Genomic DNA, 25,618 nt, shown 5'->3' with positions numbered 1-25,618 from the left:
GCAAAGGCAATGCCGACGGGGCGGGGAAGCGGGGCCGCGTTGTTGGGGCTCCGCTCTCTCCACGTCATTGCGAGGAGCTCTTGCGACGAAGCAATCCAGAATCTCACCGCGGAGGCAGCCTCGATTGCTTCGCTGCGCTCGCAATGACGATTGTTGAGATGGCGTGGAGACTTAACTCGCGTCACACCCGCGGCCCGGCAGCAGCAGGCGCCTCTTGACGCCTACTGTGCATGGGGTTGTTTTCGCGTTTTTTGTTCAGCCCCGCCCCACGAACGGCATCTTGGTCGCCATGACCGTCATGGTCAGCACGTTGGCATCGAGCGGCAGGCTGGCCATGTAGGCCACGGCGTCGCCGACGGCCTTGGCGTCCATGCGCGGCTCGTGCTTGGTGGTGCCGTCGGGCTGCAGCACGCCGGGGCCGTTGACCATGCGGTCGGTCATCGGGGTTGCGGCATTGCCGATGTCGACCTGGCCGACGGCGATGTCGTACATGCGGCCGTCGAGATTAGAGGCCTTGGTGAGGCCGGTGATGGCGTGCTTGGTCGAGGTATAGGCCGCCGAGAACGGTCGCGGCGCGTGCGCCGAGATCGAGCCGTTATTGATGATGCGGCCGCCGCGCGGGGTCTGGTCCTTCATGATGCGGAAGGCGTGCTGGGTGCACAGGAACGGGCCGGTGAGGTTGGTGTTCACCACGGCCTGCCATTGCTCAAGGCTGAGGTCCTCGAAGTTGACGGCCGGCGCGCCCATGCCGGCATTGTTGAAGAGCACGTCGAGCCGGCCATAGGTCGCCTTCACCTTGTCGAACAGCGCGGCGATGGAGTCCGGCTTGGTCATGTCGGCGGTGACGCAGAGGCTTTTTCCAGCGGGACCGAGCTTTGCCGTCTCCTCGAGCATGTCGAGCCGGCGCCCGGCGAGCACCACGGTGAAGCCGGTGTTCATCAGCGCCAGCGACGCCGCGCGCCCGACGCCGGTGCCGGCGCCCGTCACCAATGCGATCTTTTTCGCGTCACTCATCGTTTCCTGCCTTTTCTCTTCTGCTGTCAGGTTTTGGGTTCTTTGTCGTTCTTGTAGGGCGGGCGCGGAATGTTCTGGTGAGCCGCGCGCAAGGCCGCCGACCAGCGTGAGCGAAGGTCGTGGAAATAGGGCTCGCCCGCCTCGATGCGATGGTTGAGATCGGCTTCGCAGGCATCGGTGCGCACCACCAGCACGTCGATCGGCAGGCCGACGCCGAGGTTCGAGCGCATCGTTGAATCCATCGAGATCAGGCCGGTCTTCAGCGCCTCGTAGAGCTCGACATCGTAATGCATGGCGCGGTCGAGCACCGGCTTGCCGTATTTGTGCTCGCCGATCTGCAAGTAAGGCGTGTCGGTGGTGCACTCGATGAAATTGCCGGCGGTGTAGACCATGAACAGGCGCATCCGCGCGCCCTTGATCTGGCCGCCGAACAGGAAGGAGACGTCGAAGGACACGTCCTCGGATTTCAGCGCCGGCCCTTCGGTGGCGTGCACCGCCCGGATCGCCCGGCCGATGCGCTGGGCGGCCTGGAACATGGTCGGCGCGTTCATCAGCGTCTCGATCTCGCCCGTATTGGGGTCTTCGAGGCCCTCGGTCAGCGTCGAGAGCACCGATTGGCTGATGGCAAGGTTGCCGGCACTGGCGATCGCCATGATGCGCTCGCCGGGCTTGGAGAAGATGTGCAGCTTGCGGAAGGTCGAGACGTTGTCGAGGCCGGCATTGGTGCGGGTATCGGCGATCATCACCAGACCGTCCCGAACCAGGATTCCGCAGCAATAGGTCATTTCCAGTCCCCGAACGCGTTTGCGCGGAATTACTAGCCAATTTCAGGGAGCCATGAAACCCCCGATTCCCGCGGGGGAAGGCTGTCATTCCGGGGCGCGACGAAGTCGCGAGCCCGGAATCCATCGAGCCGCAGCGTTGGTGGATAAATGGATTCCGGGCTCGCGCGACGCGCGCCCCGGAATGACGAGCAAGGTACGCTGCGGCGACCGCCCACCTCAACCCGCCGCATCCACCAGAAACGCCTCATCGACCGGCACGCCGAGTGCCGTCACCAGCCGGTTCGTCTCCGCGGCCATGCCCACGATGGCGAGCAGTTCGCCATATTCGGCCTCGGTCATGCCCCTGGCCCGTGCGGCGGCCGTGTGCGAGTGGATGCAATAACTGCAGCCGTGCGCGACCGACACCGCGACGTAGAGCATTTCCTTGACCTTGGGATCGAGCGCGCCGGGAGCCATCACCTCCTTGATGCTCTCCCAGGTTCGCCGCAGCGTCTTCGGATCATGCGCCAGCGCGCGCCAGAAATTGTTGACGAAGTCCGATTTCCGCACCTTGCGGATGTCGTCGAAGACGGCGCGCGCTTCGGCCGAGAGTTCATCATCCGAAAGCAGTTTCACAGTCGCCATGGCTACCTCGCGGGTCTGATCCGATCCCGCGATTGTAGCACGCCGAATGTGTTCGGCCGGCGGCTGCTAACTAGCTCTGCCGCTGGGACTGCGATTGCGACTGCCCGCCGCGGCCGGCCTGTTCGACCTTCACCGCCACCGTCAGCGTTTCCGTGCCGCCGCCGTAGCGCGTGCCGCGCACCGGGGCCGCGCCGAGATAGTCGAGCCCGATCGCGAGACGGACATGAGCATCGGTGGCGCAGATGCTGTTGGCGGGATCGAAGCCGACCCAGCCGAGATCGGGCACGTAAGCCTCCGCCCAGGCATGGCCGGCGTCCTGGTGCACGGTGTCGTCGGCACGCAGGAAATGCCCGGAGACGAAGCGCGCCGGCACGCCGCCGGCGCGGGCGCAGGCGATGAAGATGTGCGCGTAATCCTGGCAGACCCCGCGCTTGAGCGTGAACGCCTCCGCTGCGGACGTGCCGCTGTTGGTGGGGTCCTCGTCGAACGTCATGTGATCGGCCACCTGGGTCATCAGCGTGTGCAGGAAGCCCAGCGTGTCGCTCTCGGCCTCGCTGCGCAATTGGCGCGCGACCGCCGTCATCGCCGGATTGACCGAGGTGAGGTCGGTGGCGCGCAGGAACATGCCGGGGGGAAAACGCTCGTCGCTGCCGCGCAGCACGCCGCCGGTGTCGTGAGTCTCGATCAGCCCTTCGGCAATGATCTGGATGTCGCCGACGGGCCCGCAGGACAGCACATGAGTGACGTTGCCGAACGCGTCCTCATGCATGTCGAGCTTGGTGTCGGTGGAGACGTCGATCTGCCATTCCGCGACGTACTGCCCGTCATGGCTGCCCGGCGTCATGCGCAGGATCTGGATCACGCTGGTGGCCGGCGGCTCGTAGCGATAGGTCGTGCTGTGCTGGATTCGCAGGCGCATGGTGTTTTGATTCCGTCATTCCGGGGCGGTCCGCAGGACCGAACCCGGAATCTCGAGATTCCGGGTTCGCGCTGCGCGCGCCCCGGAATGACGAAGGCTGAGGTAGGTCCCTGTTCGACTAGATCAAATACTGCTTCGTGATGATTTCGCCCAGCCTGGAATTGTCCGCGATGAATTCCTGAATGAATTCATGCACGCCATGCTGGAAAATGTCGTTCATGTTGCTGTGTTCCAGCCGGTTGCGGATGCCGCGGGCGTGGCGCTGGGCCGGGCCCTGGCGGCCATAGGCGACGCCGATCTGGTCGAGGTTGCGCACGAGGTTGCCGTAGCAGCTGGCGAGCGAGCGCGGCAGCGTGTCGTTGAGGATCAAGAGGTCCGCGATCAGCCAGGGCTTCAGCGTCTCGCGATAGACCCAGTGATAGGCCGTCAGCGCCGAGACCGAGCGCAGGATCGAGCTCCACTGGTAGAAGTCGAGCGGCCCGCCGACATGCTCCTCCTCGGGCAGCAGCACGTGATACTTCACGTCGAGGATGCGCGCGGTGTTGTCGGCGCGCTCCAGGTGCACGCCCATGCGCGAGAACCAATAGGCGTCGTTGCGCAGCATGGTCCGATAGGCCGAGCCGTCGAAGCGCAGCGAGGTCTCCTGCACGAAGCGCAGGAATTTTGCGAGGTCCTCGCGCGTCGAGGTGCCCTTGCTCCACACCGCCTGAAGCTCGATCCAGGCCGAGTTGATGGTGTCCCACATCTCGCTGGTGAGGGCCGTACGCACCGAGCGCGAGTTCAGCCGCGCCGCTTCGATGCAGTTTCGGATCGAGGACGGGTTGTTCTGCGAGAACGAGAGATACTCGACGACGTTGTGCTCGTTGGCTTCCTCATAGGCCTGATAGAAGCTCGCGGCGACGCCGGCGGTGAGCAGCGCCGAATCCCATTCATTGGTCTTGCCGATATAGGCGGCGGGAAGCGCGGTGACGCGCAGCGTCGCATCGATGGTGCGCGCGAGATATTCGGCCCGTTCGACGTAGCGGGCGAGCCAGTAGAGGTTTTCGGCGGTACGCGACAGCATCTCTCTACTCGTCCAGAATCCAGGTGTCCTTGGTGCCGCCGCCCTGGCTCGAGTTCACCACCAGGGAGCCTTCCTTGAGCGCGACGCGGGTGAGCCCGCCCGGCACGATGGTCGTGCTCTTGCTGCCCGTGAGCACGAAGGGGCGAAGATCGACGTGACGTGGAGCGAGGCCCGACGCCGTGCAGGTCGGGCAGGTCGAAAGCGCCAGGGTCGGCTGGGCGATGAAACCTTCCGGCTCGCGCTTGAGCTTGTCGCGGAACGCTTCGATCGTCGCCTTGGTCGCGGCGGGGCCGATCAGCATGCCGTAGCCGCCGGAGCCGTGCACTTCCTTGACGACGAGCTCGCTTAGATTGTCCAGCACATAAGCGAGGTCCTTCGGCTCGCGGCAGCGCCAGGTCGGCACGTTCTTCAGGATCGGCTCCTCGCCGAGATAGAATTTCACGATGTCGGGCATGTAGGAGTAGATCGCCTTGTCGTCGGCGATGCCGGTGCCGACGGCGTTGGCGAGCGTGATGTTGCCGGCCGCGTAGGCCGACATCAGTCCGGGCACGCCGAGCACCGAATCGGGACGGAAGGTGAGGGGATCGAGGAAGTCGTCGTCGACGCGCCGATAGATCACGTCGACCCGCTTCAGCCCTTCCGTCGTCCGCATGAACACTTCGTTGTTCTTGACGACGAGGTCGCGGCCTTCGACCAGCTCGATGCCGAGCTTGTCGGCGAGGAAGGAGTGCTCGTAATAGGCCGAATTGTAGACGCCCGGGGTGAGCAGGGCGACTGTCGGCTCGCCGGAGGCGCTTTGCGGCGCGACCGAGCGGAGCGCTGCGAGCAGCTCGTCCGGATAGCGCTCGACCGGCGCCACCCGGTGGCGGGCGAACAGATCCGGAAACAGCCGCATCATGATCTCGCGGTTTTCCAGCATGTAGGACACGCCCGACGGCGTGCGGGCGTTGTCTTCCAGCACGATGAAGTCCTCGGCATCGACCCGGACGATGTCGATGCCGGCGATGTGCACGTAGACGTCGTGCGGCACCTGCTGGCCGTTCATCTCGGGCCGGAACACCGGGTTCTGGAAGATCAGATCGTCGGGCACGATGTCGGCGCGGAGGATGTCGCGGCCGTGATAGATGTCGCGCAGGAACATGTTGAGCGCGCGCACGCGCTGCTTCAGGCCCTTCTCCAGCCGCGCCCATTCCTTGCCGGACATGATCCGCGGAATCACATCGAAGGGGATCAGGCGCTCGGTGGACTCGGAATCGCCGTAGACCGCGAAGGTGATGCCGATCCGGCGAAACAGCAGCTCGGCTTCCTGGCGGCGATATTCGAGCGCCTCGGGAGGCGTCTCCTTGAGCCAGCGCGCCAGCTCCTGGTAGGCGGGGCGGAGGTCCCCGCCGGGAATGTTCATTTCGTCAAACGCGACTGCCATAGATCCCGACTTGTCTCCCCAGGCGTTGCGCCATGCGCCAGGTCGCGTCGGCCTTGATGAGACCGCAACGTCCTATGGCCATGCGTCAACAGTGCATGACTTTCATGTGGTAGCAAGGGCCGGGCCAGCGCGATAAGCATGGAGAGGGGGCATTTGCCGGCGACGGCCGACGGCGTGCCTGAAAAAATGGCTGAAGACTGCTTATTTCAGAAGCAAAACCGCGTGACTTCAACGCGTTACCTCGGCAAAGTCGGCGTCACAGGTGAGGGACTTAAGGCATGAGCGAGATCGTCACGGCGGGCATTCTGGTCATCGGAGACGAAATCTTGTCCGGCCGGACCAAGGACAAGAATATCGGCTTCATCGCCGAATACCTGACCAATATCGGCATCGACCTGAAGGAGGTCCGCGTCGTCTCCGACGACGAGCCCGACATCATCGCTGCACTGGATGCATTGCGGCATCGCTACACCTACGTCTTCACCACGGGCGGTATCGGGCCGACCCATGACGACATCACCGCAGATGCCGTCGCCAAGGCGTTCGGCGTCGGCATCGACCATCATCCGGAAGTGGTCGCCCGCTTCCGCGAGCGCTGGAGCGAGCAGGACCTCAACGAGGCCCGGCTGCGCATGGCCCGCATCCCCGACGGCGCCGAGCTGATCCAGAGTGCGACCATTCTCGCCCCCGGCTTCAAGATCGGCAACGTCATCGTCATGGCCGGCGTGCCCTCGATCATGCAGGCGATGATGGACATCGTCTCGCCCAAGCTGAAGTCCGGCGTGCGCATGCTGTCGGACTCGGTCCGCGCCAATGCGCGCGAGGGCGACATCGGCGGCCCGCTGCGGGAGATCGCCGCCGCCCATCCCGACACCATCATCGGCAGCTATCCCTTCATGGACGAGGAGCAGAAGCCCAACACCAATCTGGTGGTGCGCTCGCGCGATCCGGAGAAGCTCGCGGCGGCAATGGCCGCGGTGAAGGAAATGCTGGCGGGATTGAACGTCAACCGCTAGCAGGGAATTGCCGGAGGAGATTGCAGGAGACAGGCGATGGCTGGTGAAGCACCGGAACTGAGCGCGCAGGAGCGGGCAGGCAAGGCCTTCCCCGTCTCGTGGGACCAGTTCCACCGGGATTGCCGGGCGCTGACCTGGCGGCTCAACGAGGTCGGTCCGTTCCATGCGGTGATTGCGATCACCCGCGGCGGCCTGGTGCCCGCCGCGATCGTGGCGCGCGAGTTAGGGGTGCGCATCATCGATACGGTCTGCATCGCCAGCTACGACCACAACAAGCAGGGCGAGCTCCAGGTGCTCAAGGGCATTTCCGAGGCGACCATGACGCTCGGCGGCGGCACCGGCAAAGGCCTGTTGATCGTCGACGACCTCGTCGACACCGGCAAGACCGGCAGGATGGTGCGCGAGATGCTGCCCGATGCGCATTTCGCCACCGTCTACGCCAAGCCGATGGGACGCCCGCTGGTCGACACTTTCATCACCGAAGTCTCCCAGGATACCTGGATCTTCTTCCCCTGGGACACCGCACTGTCCTACCACCCGCCGCTGCGCGACGGCGCGGCGTGACCAGAGCGAATGGCGAGTAGCGAATGGCGAGTAAGACCGTCCCCACTCGCCATTCGCCATTCGCCACTCACCCCCTGCAAAACCGCGTCACGCCCACCGGCGACATCATCGCCACCCCACACCGCGGTCTGTTCACCGGCAATCGCGGCATCATCCACGATCCCGCGACGAAGACGCTATTGAAGAAGCGCTGGTCGACGCCGGCCTGGATCACATGCCTGTGCGAATTCCGCGGCTGGCGTCGTCCGGTGATGGCGCGGCGGAGCTGGACCGAGCTGTTCTTCCTCGACGAGGCGACGGCCTTCGCGGCAGGACACCGGCCCTGCTTCTTCTGCCGGCGCGACGACGCCAAGCGGTTTCGCGCGGCGTGGGAGAAGGGCAATGGCGCGAGCGACATCAGCGCCAAGGCGATGGATGCCGTTTTGCATCGCGAGCGTCTCGATCGCGGTCGCAAGCAATTGCACCCGCTCCCGATGCCGTTGGCAGACCTGCCCGACGGCGCAATGGTGCAGCAGGGCGAAGACAGCTTTCTGGTGAGGCAGGGACAGGCGCTGCTGTGGTCGCCGGCGGGTTACGCGTCGCATGCACGCCTGGTCGATCAAGCGATGTTGTTGACACCGCCTTCGACGCTGCGCGCCATCATGGCCGGCTATCGGCCCGTGCTGCATCCGACGGCGTCGGGCTGAAGCGCCGACGTTTCGTGATCATCCCAGCCTCTCGCGCGCCAGCGCCGCGCCGGCGCCGAGCGCCATCAGCTTGGCTTCGGCGATCTCGCGCCGCATCGGCGCCATGCCGCAATTGGTCGTGGCGATGATGTTGCTCTTCGGCACGAATTGCGACACCGCCTCGATCACCTTCACGACGTCCTCGGCGGCCTCGACCGTATCGCTGGCGACGTCGATCACGCCGGCCTGCACGATCTTGTTCTTCAGCAGCGCGAGCAGGTCGAGCGGCACCTTGGAATTGCGGCACTCGATTGCGACCTGCTGGATCGGGCTCGCGTCGATGGCCGGGAAGATCTGCTCGTATTGCCGCCATTGGCTGCCGAGCGTCTCCTTCCAGTCCGTATTGGCCTTGATGCCGTAGCCGTAGCAGATGTGCACGGCGGTGGCGCAGGTGAGGCCCTGTGCGGCGCGCTCGAGCGCCTTGATGCCCCAATCGTTGACCTCGTCCATGTAGACGTTGAAGGCGGGTTCGTCGAACTGCACGAGATCGACGCCGTCGGCCTGCAAGGCCTTGGCTTCCTCGTTCAAGAGCTCGGCGAAGGCAAAGGCCATCTTGACCCTGTCGCCATAATAGCGGTCGGCAATGGTGTCGATGATCGTCATCGGGCCGGGCAGGGTGAATTTCAGCTGCTTCCTGGTGTGCGTGCGCGCGACGCGCGCCTCGAAGGCATGGACGCGATCCTTCAGCCGCAGCGGCGCGACCACCTGCGGCACCATCGCCTTGTAGCGGTCTTTCCGGATGCCCATCTCGACCTTGTGGGCGAAATCGATGCCCTCGATCTTCTCCAGGAAGCCGTGCACGAAGTGCTGCCGGGCCTGCTCGCCTTCGGTGACGATGTCGATGCCGGCGTCCTCCTGGAGCTTCAGCCAGATTAGCGTCGCATCGCGCTTGGCGCGGAGCAACTCGTCGCCTTCGGACTTCCAGGGCGCCCAGAGCATGTTCGGCTCGGCGAGCCATTCCGGCTTCGGCAAGGAGCCGGCGATCGTGGTTGGAAACAGCATGGCGGCCCTCCCGGCGGGTTGTTGCGCCCCTTCCTGCCATGTCCTAACGTCGAGGTACAGAACAACAAAAGTCGTCATTGGCTGGCGGCAGCGATAGGGACGGCGCAAGGGAAGGCCCATGATCGACCTCTATTACGCGCCGACGCCGAACGGCTGGAAAATCTCGATCATGCTGGAGGAGCTCGGGCTTCCCTATCGGGTGATCCCCGTGAATATCCGCGCCGGCGAGCAGTTCAATCCTGAGTTCCTGGAAATCTCTCCGAACAACCGCATTCCCGCGATCGTTGATCACGAGCCCGCAGATGGCGGCGCGCCGTTCTCCGCGTTCGAGACCGGCGCGATCCTGATCTATCTCGCGGAGAAGACCGGACGCTTCCTGCCCGCCGATTGGCGCGGCCGCTCCACCACGATCCAGTGGGTGATGTGGCAGATGGCGGGCCTTGGGCCGATGCTCGGCCAGCACGGCCATTTCGCGCTCTATGCGGCCGAGAAGATCCCTTACGCGATCGAGCGCTATCGCGACGAGGCGGCGCGGCTCTACGGCGTGCTCGATCGCCAATTGGCCAGGACCGGCGCTTATGTCGCCGGCGATTATTCCATCGCCGACATCGCCTGCTTCCCCTGGACCATGACCCACAAGGCGCAGGGTTTTACGCTTGACGACTATCCCAATGTGAAACGCTGGTATGCCGAGGTCCGGGCAAGGCCGCAGGTGCAGGCGGGGCTTGCGATCGGAAAATTCGTGAAAGAGCCGTTCGACGAGGAATCACGCAAGATCATGTTCGGACAAAGGGCTAAGGAAGTGTTGGGAAGGAAGTGACTCGTCATTCCGGGGCGCGCGAAGCGCGAACCCGGAATCCATCAGGCAGCGTACCGAGAGGCAAAATGGATTCCGGGTTCGCGCCAAAGGGGGCGCGCCCCGGAATGACAGCAAAAAGGAACCCCCATGATCGAATTCTTCTTCGACTGCTCCAGCCCCTGGACCTATCTCGCCTTCCACAACATCCAGCCGCTCGCCAAGGAACTGGGCGCCGAGATAACTTGGCGTCCGATCCTGGTCGGCGGCATCTTCAATTCGGTCAATCCGAGCGTCTACGCGCAGCGCGAGAAGCCGGTGCCGCTGAAGGCGCGCTACATGAAGAAGGACCTCGCCGACTGGGCGCGCTCGGCGGGCCTTGCCATCAAGATGCCGCCGACGGTGTTTCCGGTGAACAGCGTGAAGGCGATGCGCGGCTGCCTGTGGCTCGGTCAGGACATGGTGCCGTTCGCGACATCAGTGTTCGAGGCCTATTGGGGCGAGGACAAGGACATCTCGCAGGACGCGGTGCTTGCGGAGATCTGCAGAAAGGTCGGCATCGACGAACAGAAGTTCTTCGCCGGCATTGCCGAGCAGGGCATCAAGGACCAGCTCAAGGCCAATACCGAGGAGGTCGTCGCGCGCGGCGGCTTCGGCTCGCCGACGATTTTCGTGAACAAGACCGACATGTATTTCGGCAATGACCGCCTGCCGCTGATCCGCGAAGCGCTTCAGCGCAGCAAGGCGAGCGCGGCCTGATGGTGCGCGCCGTCGTCTGCCGCGAGCTCGGCGCGCCCGAGCGTTTGCTGCTGGAGGAGTTTCCGCCCCGCGCGCTCAAGCCGGGCGAAGTGCGCGTCGCCATCCGCGCCGCCGGGCTGAACTTCCCCGACGTGCTGATGGCCGCCGGCGAATACCAGCTCAAGCCGGAGCTGCCGTTCACGCCGGGCATGGAAGCGGCCGGCGACGTCATCGAGGTGGGGTCGGAGGCAAGCGGCGTTGCCGTCGGCGACAAGGTCATCGTGAAGATGCGCTTTGGTGCCTTCACGGATGAAGCGGTGGTCACGCCGTCGCAGCTCACTCCCATGCCGTCCACCTTCGACTATGCGGAGGCTGCCACCTATCTCGCAGGCCACGGCACGGCCTATCATGCGTTGATCGATCGCGGCCGGGTCGCGCCCGGCGAGGTGCTGCTGGTCCACGGCGCCGGCGGTGGCGTCGGCCTTGCCGCCGTCGAGATCGGCAAGATGCTGGGCGCGACCGTGATCGCGACCGCCTCCAGCGACGAGAAGCTCGGAATCGCGAAATCGCGCGGCGCCGATCATCTCATCCGCTACGACCGCGAGCCGTTCCGCGATGCCGTCAAGCGCATCACCGACGGCCGCGGCGCCGACGTCGTGTTCGACCCCGTCGGTGGCCAGGTCTTCGAAGATTCGATGCGCTGCATCGCCTGGGGCGCGCGGCTCTTGGTGATCGGCTTCACCGGCGGCATCGGCTCGGCCAAGACCAATCTCTTGCTCATCAAGGGCGCCAGCGTGCTCGGCGTACGCGCCGGCGAAGCGGTGCGCAAGAATCCTGCGCTCGGCGAGGTCCGCCTGAAGGCGCTTTTGCAATGGGCGGAGGAGGGCAAGCTGCGCCCCAACGTCTCGCACCGCCTGCCGCTGGAAGACTACGCGAAGGCGATGCGGCTGCTAATCGACCGCAAGGCTATCGGGCGGGTCGCGCTGGTGATGGAATGACGGTGCCGTAGGGTGGGCAAAGGCGGCCTTGCGCCGTGCCCACCATCTCTCCCGATTGCAAAAAATGCGTGGGCACGCTTCGCTTTGCCCACCCTACGAGAGCGCTATTTATACTCTCGCTCCGTCCACCACGGGAAATAATCCGGCATATCGGTCGACACCTTGTTCTTGAACTGCGCGGGACGCTTCTCCAGGAACGAAACCACGCCTTCCTTGACGTCGTCGGAGCGGCCGCGGGCATAGATGCCGCGGCTGTCGACCTTGTGGGCTTCCATGGGATCGTCGGCGCCCATCATGCGCCACATCATCTGGCGGATCAGCGCGACCGACACCGGCGCGGTCTTTGCTGCAAACTCCTTGGCGAGCGCGCGGGCGGTCGGCAGCAGATCATCGGGGGCCACGACCTTGCTGACGAGGCGGCCCGCAAGCGCTTCCTGCGCCGGGAAGACACGGCCCGAATAGCACCATTCCAGCGCCTGCGAGATGCCGACGATGCGCGGCAGGAACCAGCTCGAGGCCGCCTCGGGCACGATGCCACGCTGGGAGAACACGAAGCCGAACCGCGCAGCCTCCGAGGCGATGCGGATATCCATCGCAAGCTGCATGGTGACGCCGATGCCGACGGCCGGGCCGTTCACCGCCGCGATCACGGGCTTGAGGCATTTGAAGATGCGCAACGTCACCTGGCCGCCGCCGTCACGCACCTGCGGGTCGCTATAATCAACCTTGCCGTCAGCGAGGCGCTTCACCGGCCCGCGCCGCGCGTCCCGGTCGAACGTGTCGGCGCCGGAGGACAAATCGGCGCCCGCGCAAAAACCGCGGCCGGCGCCGGTGACGATGATGGCGCGGACATCGTCGTCCTTGTCGGCGGCGTCGAACGCGTCGATCAGCTCTCCCTGCATCTGCGCGTTGAAGGCGTTGAGCTTGTCGGGCCGGTTCAGCGTGATGGTGAGGATCTGATCGGCGACCTCGTACTTGATCGTCTCATACGCCATGGTGATTTCCTTCCTTGTCATTCTTGAATCAATTCTGTCATTGCCGGGCTTGACCCGGCAATCCATCTTTTTGAAGAGGATGGATGCGCGGGGCGAGCCCGCCCATGACGAGTTGTGCTGAGACGCTAGATGCGCGCCGCTACGTTGCCGGCGGCTTCGGCCAGGGCCGCTGCGGGCCGCGCAGGCCTTCAAACGCCTTGGCCATGCCGAGCACGCCGATGTCGTCGAAGCGGCGGCCGACGATCTGCACGCCGATGGGGAAACCTTTGGCGTCGAAGCCGCCGTTGAGGGAGATTGCCGGGTTCTCTGACATATTCCACGGAACGGTATAGGCGATGTGCTCGAACGGCTTCATGGGTTCGTTGGTCGGCGAAGCCCATTCCGCCGGATAGTTGACGTTCGGCGCCGTCGGCGAGATCACATAGTCGAGCTCGCAAAAGAGCTTTGCCGCAGCCGCGCGGATCGCCATGGTCTGGTTGAAGCCGCGGATGACGTCGACGCCCGAGAGCTTGGCCCCGGACTCGCCCCACTTGAAGATATAGGGCAGCACCTTGGCCTGCTCGGCCGGCGTCAGCTTGGACAGATCGTCCCACATCCGCGCGCGCCAGAAATTGTCGAGGCCGTCGAGCATCTCGCGCGTCAGGATACCGTCGACCTCGGTGACGACGCTGCCTGCGGACTCGAACGCCTTCGCGGCCTTCACTGCCACCTCGCGCACCGGCTTCTCCAGCGCCAGACCGCAGCCAGGATCGAGCATCAACCCGATGCGCAGCTTGCGCGGAGATTTCTCCAGCCCCTTCCAGTTCAGCAGCTCGGCCGGCAGGCTCATGCCGTCGCGCCGGTCGGGCTTTGCGATCGCGCTCATCATCAGCGCGCAATCGTCGACCGTGCGGGTCATCGGGCCTGCGACACGGCCGACATAGGTGGGGTCGATCGGCACGCGGCCAAAACTCGGCTTCAGGCCGACGAGGCCGCACCAGCCGGCGGGCAGGCGGACCGAGCCGCCGATATCGGTGCCGAGATGCAGGGGACCGTAGCCAGCCGCGGCTGCGGCGCCAGCGCCGGCGCTGGACCCGCCCGGGTTCTTGCTGAGGTCCCACGGGTTGCGCGCGAGCGCGTGGAACGAGGAGAGCCCGGAGGACAGCATGCCGTAATCGGGCATGGTGGTCTTGGCGAAGATGATGCTGCCGGCCTCACGCAGCCGCGCGGCGGGCGGTGCGTCCTTCTCGGCCGGCACGAGCTTGACGCTGGCGGCCCCCAACGGCACCGGTACGCCCTTGGTCGCGATGTTGTCCTTCACCGTCACGGGCACGCCGTCGAGCGGCCCGGAGGGCTCGCCGCCGGTCCAGCGCGCGGTCGAGGCCTTTGCGGCCTCGCGCGCGCCATCGGGGTCGAACGCATAGAGCGCCTTCAGATGCGGTTCCCACGCCGCGACATGCGCGAGCACGTCCTCCAGCACCTCGCTCGGCGAGAATTGCTTGGCGCGATAACCCGCGATCAGGTCGACCGCGGAAAGATCGTGCAGCGAGGTGACCGCTTCCTCGACGCGCTTATGCATTGCCACCCACCGGCATGCGCGTCTCGACGATGCGGGCGAACATGCTGGCGCCGATCGGCAGGATCTTGTCGTCGAGCACGAAGCCGGGATTGTGCACGGGCACCGAGCCGTCATGGCCGACCCAGAAGTAAGCGCCGGGAATCGTCTCCAGCATGTCGGCGAAATCCTCGCTGCCCATCTTCGGCTGGATGCGGGTGATCACGTTGGCGGGATCGACGATCGTGCGCGCGACCTCCTCGACCACCTTGGACTGCTCGACCTGGTTGACCAGAACGCCGAACGTGTCGCGGATGTCGACGTCGATCACGCAACTATAGGCGCTTGCGATGCCGGCGCAGATGGTGCGGATGCGCTCGGCGATCAGGGCGCGGACTTCGTTCGAGAAAGTGCGGATGGTGCCGCACAGATGCGCATCGCCCGGAATGACGTTGTAGGCGGAGCCGGCATGGATCTGGGTGATCGAGATCACCGCGGCCTGCAGCGGGTCGACGTTGCGGCTGACGATGGTCTGGATCGCCTGCGCCAGCGTCGTTGCGATGACCACCGCATCCTTGGAGCGCTCGGGCATCGCACCATGCGCGCCGTAGCCGGTGATGCGCAGGTCGAAGAAGTCGGCACTGGCCATGGCCGGGCCCGGAAGGATCGCGATCTCGCCATGGTTGAGGTCGGGCGCGTTGTGCAGGCCGTAGAGCTCGTCGCAGGGAAATTTCTCGAACAACCCGTCCTTGATCATGGCGCGGGCGCCGCCGAGGCCTTCCTCGGCCGGCTGGAAGATCAGATGTACCGTGCCGTCGAAGTTCCGGGTCTCGGCGAGATAGCGCGCGGTGCCGAGCAGCATGGTGGTGTGGCCGTCATGGCCGCAGCCGTGGAAGCGGCCGGGGATCTTCGAGCTCCACTTCAGATTGGTGTTCTCTTCCATCGGCAGCGCGTCCATGTCGGCGCGAAGCCCGATGCGCTTGCTGCCCGTACCCTTGCCCTTGATGATGCCGATCACGCCGGTGCCGCCGAGGCCGCGATGCACCTCGATGCCCCAGCTCTTCAGCTTGTCGGCGACGATGCCGGAGGTGCGCACTTCCTCGAACCCGATCTCGGGATGGGCGTGGAGGTCGCGCCTGATTGCGGTGAGCTCGTCGGCGTAGCCGTCGATGCGATCGATCGTGGGCATGTGGTCCTGTCCGGTTAGCGTGAGGGAGGCGTGAATACGGGGCCGTTCGGCTTGATGCGGATGCCCGGGCGCAGGCGCGTCCAGGGTAGCGAAGCGGTGTCCGCCGGCATCGCACCGGGCGCGGCACAGATCATCAGCTTCTCGGCGATCGGCTCGAAATCGGCGCGGAAATGCACCGAGCTCTTGTTGACCAGAATCTTCTGTTCGGTCGGCTCGATGCCGACATAGCGGTACATCGCCTGGTCGGCGAGCTGGGCCTTGTGCGAGGAGACGACGATGCGGACATCGCCGATGCGCAGGGCTGCGGACGGGCCCATCTCCATCTCGCGGCCGCCGTAATAGGGACCGGGCGCGATGAAGCGGCCGTCCGAGAGCTGCTCGACCACGAAGGTCTCGCGATAGGGCTCGTCGCCGGGGATGCCGGACTTGCCACCGAGCGACAGCGTCACGGTGGCGCCGACGCCGGCTGCGTGCGCGGCCCTGGCCGATTCCGGATCGTAGATCGCGCCGGTTGCGGCACTCGCCTTGTTGCGCACCAGCGCGCGCAGCATGCCCGTGGTGTCGGAATCGCCGCCGGCGCCCGGATTGTCCTGGGTGTCGGCGATGATGATCGGCTTGCTGGCGCTCTTGGCAAGTTCGATGGCATGCCGCACGCCTTCGTCGGGCGACCAGATCTTGCCGTCGAAATCGTTCTCGTGGCTTTCGATCAGCTTCAGAAGCGCGTCGGCCGCGCGGTCGGCGTCGTCTTGCGTCTTGCCATAGGCGAACACGCTTGGGCCGCAGTCGCGGAAATCGGCGGCGGGGAAGCCGGGCGCGAAAGAGAGGGTGGGGACGGCATCGCTCTCCAGCGCAGCGAGTCTTTCGTAGATGCCTTTGGTTGGCTGGTCGTTGGTGCATTGCCAGCTGATCGGGATCAGGAACGGCAATTGCCGGAAGGCCTTTGCGAAGCGCTGCTTCGTCTGCAGCAGCAGCGCGAGATGGTGCGCGCAGGCGCGGCCGGTCTCGGCCATGTCGACATGCGGATAGGTGCGGTAGGCGATCAGCGCGTCGGCATGCTCCATCATCTCGGGCGTGACGTTGGCGTGGAGATCGAGGCTGGTGACCAGCGGAACATCCTTGCCGATGACGCGGCGTACGCGCGCGAGGATTTCGCCTTCGCCGTCGTCGAGATGCTCGGTCACCATAGCGCCGTGCAGGTCGAGATAGACCGCGTCGATCGGGCCGGCGGCTGCGATGCCGTCGACCATCACCTTCACGATGCGCTCGAAGGCGTCCTTGGTGACGTGAGCGGACGGGCTCGCGCCGCAGGCGATGGTCGGAACGAGTTCCCAGCCGTTCGCCTCGGCACTGTCGACGAAACCGGCGAGGCCGACATTGATGCGCCGCATCACCTTCAAGACGTCGCTACCTCTGGTCATCGCCGGCCAGCCGCCGCCGTGCTGGAAGTCGGCGAAGGTCGCCTTGGTCGGAGCGAAGGTGTTGGTCTCGTGCAGGAAGCCGCCGACGGCGATGCGTGTCATTCAGTTCAGGTCCAGCGTTGGAAAGTGCGCGACGTTAGCCTTGGCCTTGCGAAGAGAGCAAGGCAGGAAGCAATCGTGCCACGCATAGGGTCAGATCGTTTTGGGAATGCTGCTCCGCCGTCATTCCGGGGCGCGCGTAGCGCGAGCCCGGAAACCATCGTGCGACAGAGTTCGCAGCCTGATGGATTCCGGGCTCATCGCTTCGCGATGCCCCGGAATGACGGCGGAGAGAGTTAAGCCGTCGCCCCCACGCCTTCCGCCACCGGCCGGAAGTTCGCAAAATCCCAACCCCGCCCGGGCGCCGCATCCAGCAGCGCCTTGGTGTAGGCCTCCTTCGGATGCGTCAGTACTTCGGCGGCGGGTCCCTGTTCGACGACGCGGCCGTGCTGCATCACCACGACCTCGTCGCAGATCTGGGCTGCGACACGCAAATCGTGGGTGATGAACAGGATGGCGATGCCGAGCCGCTTCTGGATCTCGTCGAGCAGCTCCAGCACCTGCGCCTGCACCGAGACGTCCAGCGCGGAGACCGCTTCGTCCGCGACCAGCACGTCCGGATCGAGCGCGAGCGCCCGGGCGATCGCGATGCGCTGGCGCTGGCCGCCGGAGAACTGGTGCGGATAGCGCGTCACGGCGTCGGCGGGCAGGCCGACCAGCTCGAGCAGCTCGCGCGCCCGCTTCATCGCGTCGGCGTGCGCCACGCCGTAATTGACCGGGCCTTCGGCGATGCTCTCGCCGACGGTGATGCGCGGATTGAGCGAACGATAGGGATCCTGGAACACGATCTGGATCTTCTGCCGGTGCGGCTGCAGCAAGCGACGCGAGATGTCGGCGATCTCGCGGCCGGCGAGGCGCACCCCGCCGGAGGTCGGATCGATCAGGCGGACGATGCAGCGCGCAACCGTCGACTTGCCCGAGCCGCTTTCGCCGACGATGCCGAGCGTGCGGCCCTTGCGCAGCGTCAACGTGACCTTGTCGGCAGCGACGACCTCGCGGCCTTTGCCGAAGAAGGAGCGCTCTTTGTAGACCTTGCCGAGCTCGTTGGCCTCCAGCACCACGGGCTCGCGGGTTTCCTCGCGCGGCGGGCGCGGCACCAGGCTCGGCACCGAGGAGAGCAGGTTGCGGGTGTATTCCATGGTCGGATTGCGCAGCACGGTCTCGAGCGGGCCGGTCTCGACCAGGCGGCCCTGCCGCATCACCGCGACGCGATCGGCAATCTCGGCCACCACGCCCATGTCATGGGTGATGAACAGCACCGCCGTGCCGTGATCGCGCTGGAGGTCGCGGATCAGGGTCAGGATCTGCTTCTGTGTGGTGACGTCGAGCGCGGTGGTCGGCTCGTCGGCAATGAGGAGCTTCGGCTCCAGCACCAGCGCCATCGCGATCATGATGCGCTGGCGCTGGCCTCCGGAGAGGCGGTGGGGGTAGGAGGCGAAGATGCGCTCGACCTGGGGCAGGCGCACCTGCTCCATCATGTCGAGGATGCGCTGCTTGCGAGCCCTCGCGTCGAGGCTGGTGTGGGCGCGGAGCACCTCGTCGATCTGGCGGCCGACCGGCACCACCGGATTGAGCGCGGTCATCGGCTCCTGGAAGATCATCGCCATCTTGGTCGCGCGCAGCTGGCGCAGGCGGCGGTCGGTGGCGGTGAGCAGCTCCTCGCCGACCAGCTTCACGCTGCCGCCGGTCGGCACCAGCGTGCCCTTCGGCAACAGGCCCATGGTGGTGAGCGAGGTCACCGACTTGCCCGAGCCGCTCTCGCCGACGAGGCACAGCGTCTCGCGCTCGCGCACCTGGATCGAGATGCCGTCGATGATGTTGGCGCCTTTCGGCTGCTTGCCGATGGAGACGACGAGATTGTTGATGTCGAGGATGGTGTTGGTCATCAGGTCACTCCGTCGTCATTGCGAGGAGCGAAGCGACGAAGCAATCCAGAAATCTCTCCGCAGATGCAGACTGGATTGCTTCGCTTCGCTCGCAATGACGGAACAAGGGGATGGGCCGGCGAGACAAATCACTTCCCCTCCCGCTGCTTCATGCGCGGATCGAGGGCGTCGCGGGCGGCGTCGCCGATCAGGTTGATGCTGAGGATGGCGATGGAGAGCAGCAGGCCCGGCCAGAAGATCAGCGACGGCTTGATCTGGAAGTACTGGCGGCCCTCGGCCATGATGTTGCCCCAGGTCGGCGTCTCCGGCGAGATGCCGGCGCCGAGGAAGGAGAGGATCGCTTCGGTCAGAATTGCGCTGGCGCAGATATAGGTGCCCTGGACGATCAACGGTGCGATCGTGTTCGGCATCAGGTGGCGCCACATGATCTTCGGCAGGCTCGAGCCGACCGAGATCGCGGCCTCGACGTAAGGCTCCTCGCGGGCCGACAGCACGACCGAGCGGACCAGGCGTGCAACGCGCGGAATCTCGGGGATCGTGATCGCGATCAGCACGGTCCAGAGGCTGGCGCCTGACAACGACACCACGGCGATCGCGAGCAGGATGCTCGGCATCGCCATCAGGCCGTCCATGACGCGCATCATGATGGAATCGACCAGCTTGAAGAAGCCGGAGACGAGGCCGATCGCGAGCCCGATGGCGATCGACAGGATCGCCGCGCCGATGCCGATCAGAAGCGAGATGCGGCCGCCATAGATCACGCGCGACAACACGTCGCGGCCGTAGGCGTCGGTGCCGAGCAGGAACTGAGCGGAGGACGGCTTGAGCCGCTGCGACGGGGCGAGCTGGACCGGATCATGCGGCGCGATCAGCGGCGCGAGGATCGAGACCACCACGATCAGCGCGAGCAGGCACGTCGCGGTGGCGATGATCGGGGTCGAGGTGAGGAATCCGAATCGCGGCCGCAACGGCGACGTGATCGGAATGGAGGACTGGGGAAGGGTATCGACCGACATTTTGTTCTTGTCCTTGCCTCAGTACCGGATCCGGGGATCGAGCAGGGTGTAGGCGACGTCGATGAGAAGATTGACGACGACGTAGATCAGCGAGGTCAGCAGGATCATCGCCTGGATCACCGGATAGTCGCGCGCCAGCACCGCATCGACGGTGAGACGCCCGATGCCGGGGATGTTGAACACGCTCTCGGTGACGACGACGCCGGAGATCAAGAGCGCAAAGCCGGTCCCGATCACGGTGATCACGGGCACGGCGGCGTTGCGCAGCGCATGGCGCATCATCACCGCAACCTCGTTGATGCCCTTCGCGCGCGCCGTTCGCACGTAGTCTTCGCCGAGCACGTCGAGCATCGCCGCACGCGTCATGCGCGCGATCAGTGCGACGTAGATGAAGGACAGCGCGCAGGTCGGCAGGATCATGCGCTCGAAGAACGGACCGAAGCCGTTGAAGATGCTCCGGAAGCCCTGCACCGGCACCCAGCGCAGCTCGATCGCGAAGACCTGGATGAGGACATAGCCGACCACAAACACCGGCACCGAGAAGCCGAGCACGGACAGACCCATCACGAAACGGTCGATCCAGGTGCCGTGCTTCCACGCCGCGATCACCCCCAAGGGAACTGCGACCATGACGGCGAGGATGATGGTGCACAACGCGATCGAGATCGACGGCTCGACGCGCTGGCCGATCATCTTCATCACCGGCAAATTGGAGATCAGCGACGTCCCGAGGTCGCCGTGCAGCAGCTTGTTCACCCAGGTGATGAACTGCACGATCAGCGGCTCGTTGAGGCCGAGCGATTCGCGGATGCGCTCCAGCCGTTCCGGGGTCGCGTTGTCGCCGGCGAGGATCGCGGCGGGATCGCCGGGGGTGAGGCGGAGCAGGAGGAAAACGAACAGCGCGACCACGCCCATCACGGGCACGGCGGCGAGAATTCGGCGAAGGAGATATCCGAGCAAGTTGGATCCGTCAGTTTAGAGTCAAATTGGGCAGGGCTCTTCGGCCAGCCTGCCATCAGCCTAACATTTCAGCAATTCCCGTGCCACGAGGGCCACAGTTTTTGCGGTGCAGCCAATCTTCGTAGGGTGGGCAAAGCGGAGCGTGCCCACCTGCTTTCAGTCGGGAAAACGGCGGGCACGGCGCTTAGCGCCTTTGCCCACCTACGGGATCGCTTCGCGATCACGCCAGCGTCGCCAGCAGCCCCGCCATCAGGCGGCCTCGCTCAACGAGACTCTCGACTTCGATATACTCCTCGAGCGTGTGGGCATTGCCGCCGCGCACGCCGAGGCCGTCGAGCGTCGGGATTCCCATCGCGCCGGTGAAGTTGCCGTCGGAGCCGCCGCCGGAGCTTGCATGCGGCAGTTCCATGCCAAGAGATCTGGCGATGCCGCGCGCCTTCTCGTACAGCGCCATCGTGCCCGCATTCGGCTCCCAGACCGGCCGCGTCACGCCGCGCGTGACCTTGAAGGTGACGTCGTCTTTGGTGCCGGACAGCGCCAGCATCCGCTCGACACCGCGATCGAGATCGGCCTGGCGCTTGGCCATCGACAGCGCTTCGCCGGTCGCGGTGGTGGCGACGCAATTGACCCATTGCCCGCCATGCACAACGCCGACCGAGAAGGTGCAGTCCTCCGTCGTCATGGCGTCGATGTTGAGAATTTGCCGCGCCATCTCGCGGATCGCCGAGCGTCCCGCCGACAGCGTGGCGCCGGCGTGGCTCGGCCGGCCTGTCGCTTCGAGGTTGAAGCGTGCGATGGCGTAACGTCCGGTAGTGACGCCGTTGTCGGCGCGGCCGGGCTCCGGCACCAGCACGTATTTGTTGCGCGCGGCCTCGGCCTCGATGATGTCGCGTGTCGAGGGCGTGCCGACTTCCTCGTCCGGCGTGAACAGCACGGTAATCGGCAGCGGCGTGGTGAACGATGCGCGCGCCAGCTGCCGGATCGCTTCCAGCGAGAGATAATTGCCGCCCTTCATGTCGAAGATGCCGGGGCCGTAGCACTTGTTGCCTTCGCGCCGCCATTTCAGCTTCTCGATGGTGCCGACCGGGTGGACGGTATCCATGTGTCCAGCGATCAGGATGCCGGGCTCGCCCTGCTTCGGATGCGGAAAGCGCGCGCGGATCACGCCGCCAAAACCCTGCCGACCGGCGATGCGCTCGATCGTCGCACCCATGATCGCCATGTCCCGCGCTGCGATATCGAGCATGCGGTCCACGGCGCCCGCGTTCCAGGTCGGGCTTTCGCATTCGACCCAGGTGCGCAGGCCCGCGAGCATTTCCTCGGAATCAAAGGGGAGATTGGCAGGATTCATCTCAATGTCTCTCGAGCTTGGAAAGATGGAACGCGCATTGCATCGGCGCGGGCAGGACGAGTGGAGGTGTTGTAGAGCCAAATCGATCCCTGTGGAGCCCGTGCCTGCGCCGCAAGGGCTTGCAACGAAACCGGATTGACGCGCTCGGCACTGTCTGCAAGTCTCGAAAAGATAAAGGCATGCATGAGGTTAGTTCGCCCAACGAACGGACTTCATGCTCAATCAATAACCTGCCTTTGAACAGTTTCACGTCAGGAGAACTTTCCATGTTCCATTTCATGCGCCGGGGGCCTCGCGCGTTCGCCTCCACACTCGCGCTGTCAGTCGTCGCGCTCTCGACCGCGCTGGCCTCGCCGGTGTTTGCAGCCGGCAAGACCCTCACGGCGGTGCTGCACTCGGATTTGCGCATCATCGACCCGATCTTCACCACGGCCTACATCACGCGTGACCATGGCTACATGGTTTACGACACGCTGGTGGCCACCGATTCGAACTTCAAGGTCCAGCCGCAGATGGCTGACTGGAAGATCTCCGACGACAAGCTCACCTACACCTTCACGCTGCGCGACGGTCTGAAGTGGCATGATGGTGCGCCGGTGACGGCGGAAGATTGCGTCGCTTCGCTGAAGCGCTGGGCCGCGGTCGACGGCATGGGCCAGAAGCTCATGGACTTCACCGCCAGCATCGAGGCGACCGACGCCAAGACCATCACGCTGAAGCTGAAGGAGCCCTATGGGCTCGTCCTCGATTCCATCGGCAAGCCGTCCTCGCGCGTGGCCTTCATGATGCCGAAGCGCCTTGCGGAGACGCCGGCGGACAAGCAGATTCCCGAGCAGATCGGCTCGGGCCCCTTCAAGTTCGTGCAGGGCGAATTCCAGCCCGGCGTGAAGGCGGTCTACGTCAAGAACACCGATTACGTTCCGCGCAAGGAGCCGGCGAGCTGGACCTCCGGCGGCAAGGTGGTGAAGGTCGACCGCGTCGAATGGATCACCATGCCGGACTCGCAGACCGCGGTGAACGCGCTGCAGTCGGGCGACATCGACTTCATGGAGAACCTGCCGTTCGACATGTTGCCGGTGCTGGAAGCGAACAAGGAGCTCAAGATCGAGGTCCTGAACAAGTTCGGCTTTCAGACCCTCGGCCGGATGAACTTCCTTCATCCGCCGTTCGACAACGTGAAGGTGCGGCGGGCTGCCTTGCTGGCGATGAACCAGAAGGACGTGCTCGACGCGCTGGTCGGCAATGCCAAGTACCAAAAGATCTGCGGCGCTTTCTTCGTGTGCGACACGCCGCTCGCGACCGATGTGGGCTCCGAGACCCTGGTCAAGGGGAACGGCATGGCGCAAGCCAAGAAGGCGCTCGCCGAGTCCGGCTATGACGGCACGCCGATCGTGATCATGGCGCCCGGCGATGTCACGACGCTGAAGGCGCAGCCGATCGTTGCGGCCCAGCTGCTGCGCGAGGCCGGCTTCAAGGTCGACCTGCAGGCGACCGACTGGCAGACGGTGGTGAGCCGCCGCGCCAGCCAGAAGCCGCCGAAGGAAGGCGGCTGGAACATGTTCTTCACCAACTGGGTCGCGGCCGACGTCTCGAACCCGATCGCCAATCTCTCGATCAGCGGCCTGGGCAAGAAGGGCTGGTTCGGCTGGGCGGAGGATGCCAAGATCGAGCAGCTCAAGGACGCTTTCGTCCGCGCCGCCTCGGTCGACGATCAGAAGAAGATCGCCGCCGACATCCAGAAGCAGGCCTATGAGCAGGTGATCTACATTCCGCTCGGGCAGTATCTCATCGCGAGCGGCTGGCGCAAGTCGCTGAACGGTGTGCTCGACGGTCCCGCGACCCCGGTGTTCTGGAACGTCGACAAGACGGAGTAAGCGCCGCGCGCCTTGCATGTGAAAAACGAACGGCGCCGCAGTCTCCTGCGGCGCCGTTTTTTATCAAGCAGCGCTTCTATGAAGCAGTCGGTGATCGCTCTCGTCTAGCAGTGGCTGTCGCGCAGCTGCTCGAGCCCTTCCCTCACGAATGCCAAGCTCGAGTCCTTTCGTTCATCGGAACGAGGCTGCGAAATCGGCTGTTCGATCTCGGACGCGGGCTGATCCGACCTGTTCTCTTGTTCCATCTCGCCAATCCTTTGAATTGCTGCGGTACAACATCGCGAGGGGCGGGAAGTTCCTAAAAGCATGATCCGGAAAGGTGCGAAGCGGCTTTCCGGAAAGATCATGCGCAACAACTGGCACGATGACGATCCATCCGAATCTCATCGCGCTTTAGCTGATCGGACGATGTTGCGGCCTGAACAGCCGTCCCTTCTCGACCACCAGCACGATCGCCAGCGCGGCGAGGGTGGACAGGAAGAAGCCGATCGAGAACGGCAGCAGCGTGCCGTCAAAACTCTGCCCGATCGCCATGCCGACCACGATCCCGATCAGCGTGGTGATCGAGCCGTATAGCGAGGAGGCGGTGCCGGCGATGTGCCCCTGCGGCTCCATCGCGAGCGCGGTGAAGTTGGCGACCATCATGCCGAACGAGAACATCATCAGGGCCGAGAGCACCATGAACAAGGCGAGGGGCAGCACGCCGAGACTTTCCGTCAGCAGCATCACGCCGGCCACGGCCGTGTAGAGCGTCAGCGCGCCGTGCGAGATCACGCGCATGCCGAGCCGCCCGACCAGCCTCGCATTGAGGAAGCCGGCGATGGCCGTGCCGGCGGCAATCGCGGCGAAGGCCAGCGGGAAATATTGGCCGAGATGATAGATGCCGGTGAAGACCTGCTGGGCGCAGAAGACATAGGCGAACAGCGCGCCGATGACGCTGCCGGCGGCGGTGGCATAGCCGATGGTCTGGCGATGCGTCAGGGTCTGCCGGAACGCCGAGAGCACGTCGGCGGGCGCCAGCGATCGGCGCTCCGACTGGGGGAGAGTTTCAGGCAGCCGCAGCACGCACCATGCGAGCGCGAGCAGGCCGTATAGCATCAGCACGACGAAGATGCCGCGCCACGCCGTCACCAGCAGCACCGCCTGTCCGAACGAGGGGGCGACCACCGGCACCGCGATGAACACCATCATGGCAAGCGACATCACGCTCGCCATGCGGCGGCCGACATAGCAATCGCGCACGATCGAGGTCGCGATCACGCGCGTCGCCGCGGTGCCGAGCCCCTGGAGCGCGCGCGCCAGCAGCAGCGTCTCGAACGAGGGCGCGGCGACCGCCAGCACGCTCGCCACCGCATAGACCGCCATGCCGCCGAGCAGCACCGGTCGGCGCCCAAAGCGGTCCGACAGCGGACCCATGACGAACTGACCGGCGCCGAAGCCGATCAGGAAGGTCGACAGCACCAGTTGCAGATGGTTCTCGACGGGAATCTTGAAGGCGGCGCCGATATTGGGCAGCGCCGGCAGCATCATGTCCATCGCGAGCGGATTCAGCGCCATGATGGAGGCGATCACGATGACGAATTCCGGAAAACCCATTGGGCGGTGTCCCGAGGACACCCAACCGTCGGC

23 protein-coding genes are annotated in these 25,618 nt (G+C 65.0%); 7 read left to right on the top strand and 16 right to left on the bottom strand.

The window, feature by feature from the left end; genetic code table 11:
- Nucleotides 1–255: 255 nt before the first annotated feature.
- The 6 genes from ACM43_RS28980 to ACM43_RS28955 form a co-directional block, all read right to left on the bottom strand.
- Complete coding sequence (locus ACM43_RS28980) at nt 256–1,014, bottom strand: SDR family oxidoreductase (protein WP_172783042.1); 759 nt, start codon at nt 1,012–1,014, stop codon at nt 256–258.
- A 26-nt stretch (nt 1,015–1,040) separates the two neighbouring features.
- Nucleotides 1,041–1,799 (bottom strand): proteasome-type protease, encoded by a 759-nt coding sequence (locus ACM43_RS28975; RefSeq protein ID WP_025037198.1) that lies wholly within the window; start codon nt 1,797–1,799, stop codon nt 1,041–1,043.
- A gap of 216 nt (nt 1,800–2,015) precedes the next feature.
- Nucleotides 2,016–2,423 (bottom strand): carboxymuconolactone decarboxylase family protein, encoded by a 408-nt coding sequence (locus ACM43_RS28970; protein WP_271544789.1) that lies wholly within the window; start codon nt 2,421–2,423, stop codon nt 2,016–2,018.
- A 70-nt stretch (nt 2,424–2,493) separates the two neighbouring features.
- Nucleotides 2,494–3,342 (bottom strand): transglutaminase family protein, encoded by an 849-nt coding sequence (locus ACM43_RS28965; protein WP_271544787.1) that lies wholly within the window; start codon nt 3,340–3,342, stop codon nt 2,494–2,496.
- 118 nt (nt 3,343–3,460) lie between these two features.
- The gene (locus ACM43_RS28960; RefSeq protein WP_036015356.1) at nt 3,461–4,405 is read right to left on the bottom strand and encodes an alpha-E domain-containing protein; all 945 of its coding nucleotides are present in this window, start codon (nt 4,403–4,405) and stop codon (nt 3,461–3,463) included.
- Nucleotides 4,406–4,409: 4 nt separating this feature from the next.
- Nucleotides 4,410–5,828, bottom strand: coding sequence for a circularly permuted type 2 ATP-grasp protein (locus tag ACM43_RS28955; RefSeq protein ID WP_036015353.1), 1,419 nt, complete (start codon nt 5,826–5,828; stop codon nt 4,410–4,412).
- A 278-nt stretch (nt 5,829–6,106) separates the two neighbouring features.
- On the opposite strand from ACM43_RS28955, the gene ACM43_RS28950 reads away from it, so the two are divergent.
- Genes ACM43_RS28950 through ACM43_RS28940 form a run of 3 tightly spaced genes read left to right on the top strand, consistent with a single transcriptional unit; the run spans nt 6,107 to nt 8,094 of the window.
- Complete coding sequence (locus tag ACM43_RS28950) at nt 6,107–6,844, top strand: competence/damage-inducible protein A (RefSeq protein WP_271544785.1); 738 nt, start codon at nt 6,107–6,109, stop codon at nt 6,842–6,844.
- 36 nt (nt 6,845–6,880) lie between these two features.
- Nucleotides 6,881–7,408: a xanthine phosphoribosyltransferase gene (gpt, locus tag ACM43_RS28945; protein WP_271544783.1), complete on the top strand. Its 528-nt coding sequence runs from the start codon at nt 6,881–6,883 to the stop codon at nt 7,406–7,408.
- 23 nt (nt 7,409–7,431) lie between these two features.
- Nucleotides 7,432–8,094, top strand: a complete 663-nt coding sequence (locus tag ACM43_RS28940) for a hypothetical protein (protein WP_271544781.1) — start codon at nt 7,432–7,434, stop codon at nt 8,092–8,094.
- Nucleotides 8,095–8,112: 18 nt separating this feature from the next.
- Here the strand turns inward: ACM43_RS28940 and ACM43_RS28935 are convergent, their stop codons facing one another.
- Complete coding sequence (locus ACM43_RS28935) at nt 8,113–9,135, bottom strand: methionine synthase (protein WP_157280673.1); 1,023 nt, start codon at nt 9,133–9,135, stop codon at nt 8,113–8,115.
- A 118-nt stretch (nt 9,136–9,253) separates the two neighbouring features.
- On the opposite strand from ACM43_RS28935, the gene ACM43_RS28930 reads away from it, so the two are divergent.
- The 3 genes from ACM43_RS28930 (at nt 9,254) to ACM43_RS28920 (ending at nt 11,667) form a co-directional block, all read left to right on the top strand.
- Nucleotides 9,254–9,955 carry a glutathione S-transferase N-terminal domain-containing protein gene (locus ACM43_RS28930; RefSeq protein WP_271544777.1) on the top strand — a complete coding sequence of 234 codons (702 nt, stop codon included), beginning with the start codon at nt 9,254–9,256 and terminating at the stop codon, nt 9,953–9,955.
- 126 nt (nt 9,956–10,081) lie between these two features.
- Entirely contained in the window at nt 10,082–10,690 is a 609-nt protein-coding gene (locus tag ACM43_RS28925) for a 2-hydroxychromene-2-carboxylate isomerase (RefSeq protein WP_271544775.1), read from the top strand.
- Nucleotides 10,690–11,667 carry an NADPH:quinone oxidoreductase family protein gene (locus ACM43_RS28920; protein ID WP_271544773.1) on the top strand — a complete coding sequence of 326 codons (978 nt, stop codon included), beginning with the start codon at nt 10,690–10,692 and terminating at the stop codon, nt 11,665–11,667. The genes ACM43_RS28925 and ACM43_RS28920 overlap by 1 nt, the downstream gene beginning before the upstream one ends.
- Nucleotides 11,668–11,771: 104 nt before the next feature.
- Here the strand turns inward: ACM43_RS28920 and ACM43_RS28915 are convergent, their stop codons facing one another.
- The 8 genes from ACM43_RS28915 to ACM43_RS28880 form a co-directional block, all read right to left on the bottom strand.
- Nucleotides 11,772–12,662, bottom strand: coding sequence for a crotonase/enoyl-CoA hydratase family protein (locus ACM43_RS28915; protein ID WP_271545103.1), 891 nt, complete (start codon nt 12,660–12,662; stop codon nt 11,772–11,774).
- A 139-nt stretch (nt 12,663–12,801) separates the two neighbouring features.
- Nucleotides 12,802–14,220, bottom strand: a complete 1,419-nt coding sequence (locus ACM43_RS28910; protein WP_271544771.1) for an amidase — start codon at nt 14,218–14,220, stop codon at nt 12,802–12,804.
- Nucleotides 14,213–15,385 (bottom strand): M20 aminoacylase family protein, encoded by a 1,173-nt coding sequence (locus tag ACM43_RS28905; RefSeq protein ID WP_271544769.1) that lies wholly within the window; start codon nt 15,383–15,385, stop codon nt 14,213–14,215. Before ACM43_RS28905 ends, ACM43_RS28910 begins: the two co-directional genes overlap by 8 nt.
- 14 nt (nt 15,386–15,399) lie before the next feature.
- A complete protein-coding gene (locus ACM43_RS28900) occupies nt 15,400–16,905 on the bottom strand; it encodes a M81 family metallopeptidase (protein ID WP_271544767.1) in 1,506 nt (501 codons plus the stop codon).
- A gap of 233 nt (nt 16,906–17,138) precedes the next feature.
- The gene (locus tag ACM43_RS28895; RefSeq protein WP_271544765.1) at nt 17,139–18,788 is read right to left on the bottom strand and encodes an ABC transporter ATP-binding protein; all 1,650 of its coding nucleotides are present in this window, start codon (nt 18,786–18,788) and stop codon (nt 17,139–17,141) included.
- A gap of 128 nt (nt 18,789–18,916) precedes the next feature.
- Entirely contained in the window at nt 18,917–19,804 is an 888-nt protein-coding gene (locus ACM43_RS28890; protein ID WP_271544763.1) for an ABC transporter permease, read from the bottom strand.
- A gap of 18 nt (nt 19,805–19,822) precedes the next feature.
- Complete coding sequence (locus ACM43_RS28885) at nt 19,823–20,764, bottom strand: ABC transporter permease (protein ID WP_271544761.1); 942 nt, start codon at nt 20,762–20,764, stop codon at nt 19,823–19,825.
- Nucleotides 20,765–20,984: 220 nt separating this feature from the next.
- The gene (locus tag ACM43_RS28880) at nt 20,985–22,115 is read right to left on the bottom strand and encodes a M20/M25/M40 family metallo-hydrolase (RefSeq protein WP_271544759.1); all 1,131 of its coding nucleotides are present in this window, start codon (nt 22,113–22,115) and stop codon (nt 20,985–20,987) included.
- Nucleotides 22,116–22,381: 266 nt separating this feature from the next.
- Between ACM43_RS28880 and ACM43_RS28875 the strand changes: the two genes are divergently transcribed.
- Nucleotides 22,382–23,989 (top strand): ABC transporter substrate-binding protein, encoded by a 1,608-nt coding sequence (locus ACM43_RS28875; RefSeq protein ID WP_271544757.1) that lies wholly within the window; start codon nt 22,382–22,384, stop codon nt 23,987–23,989.
- 393 nt (nt 23,990–24,382) lie between these two features.
- Here ACM43_RS28875 and ACM43_RS28870 read toward each other — a convergent pair whose 3' ends face one another.
- On the bottom strand, nt 24,383–25,585 hold the full coding sequence (locus ACM43_RS28870) for a multidrug effflux MFS transporter (protein ID WP_442869351.1): 1,203 nt from the start codon (nt 25,583–25,585) through the stop codon (nt 24,383–24,385).
- Between the last annotated feature and the right edge of the window lie 33 nt (nt 25,586–25,618).

This window comes from Bradyrhizobium sp. CCBAU 45321 (assembly GCF_028128975.1).
Lineage (GTDB): Bacteria > Pseudomonadota > Alphaproteobacteria > Rhizobiales > Xanthobacteraceae > Bradyrhizobium > Bradyrhizobium yuanmingense.
Note: the sequence above shows the minus strand (reverse complement) of the source record. Positions and strands in the feature narration are given on the sequence as shown.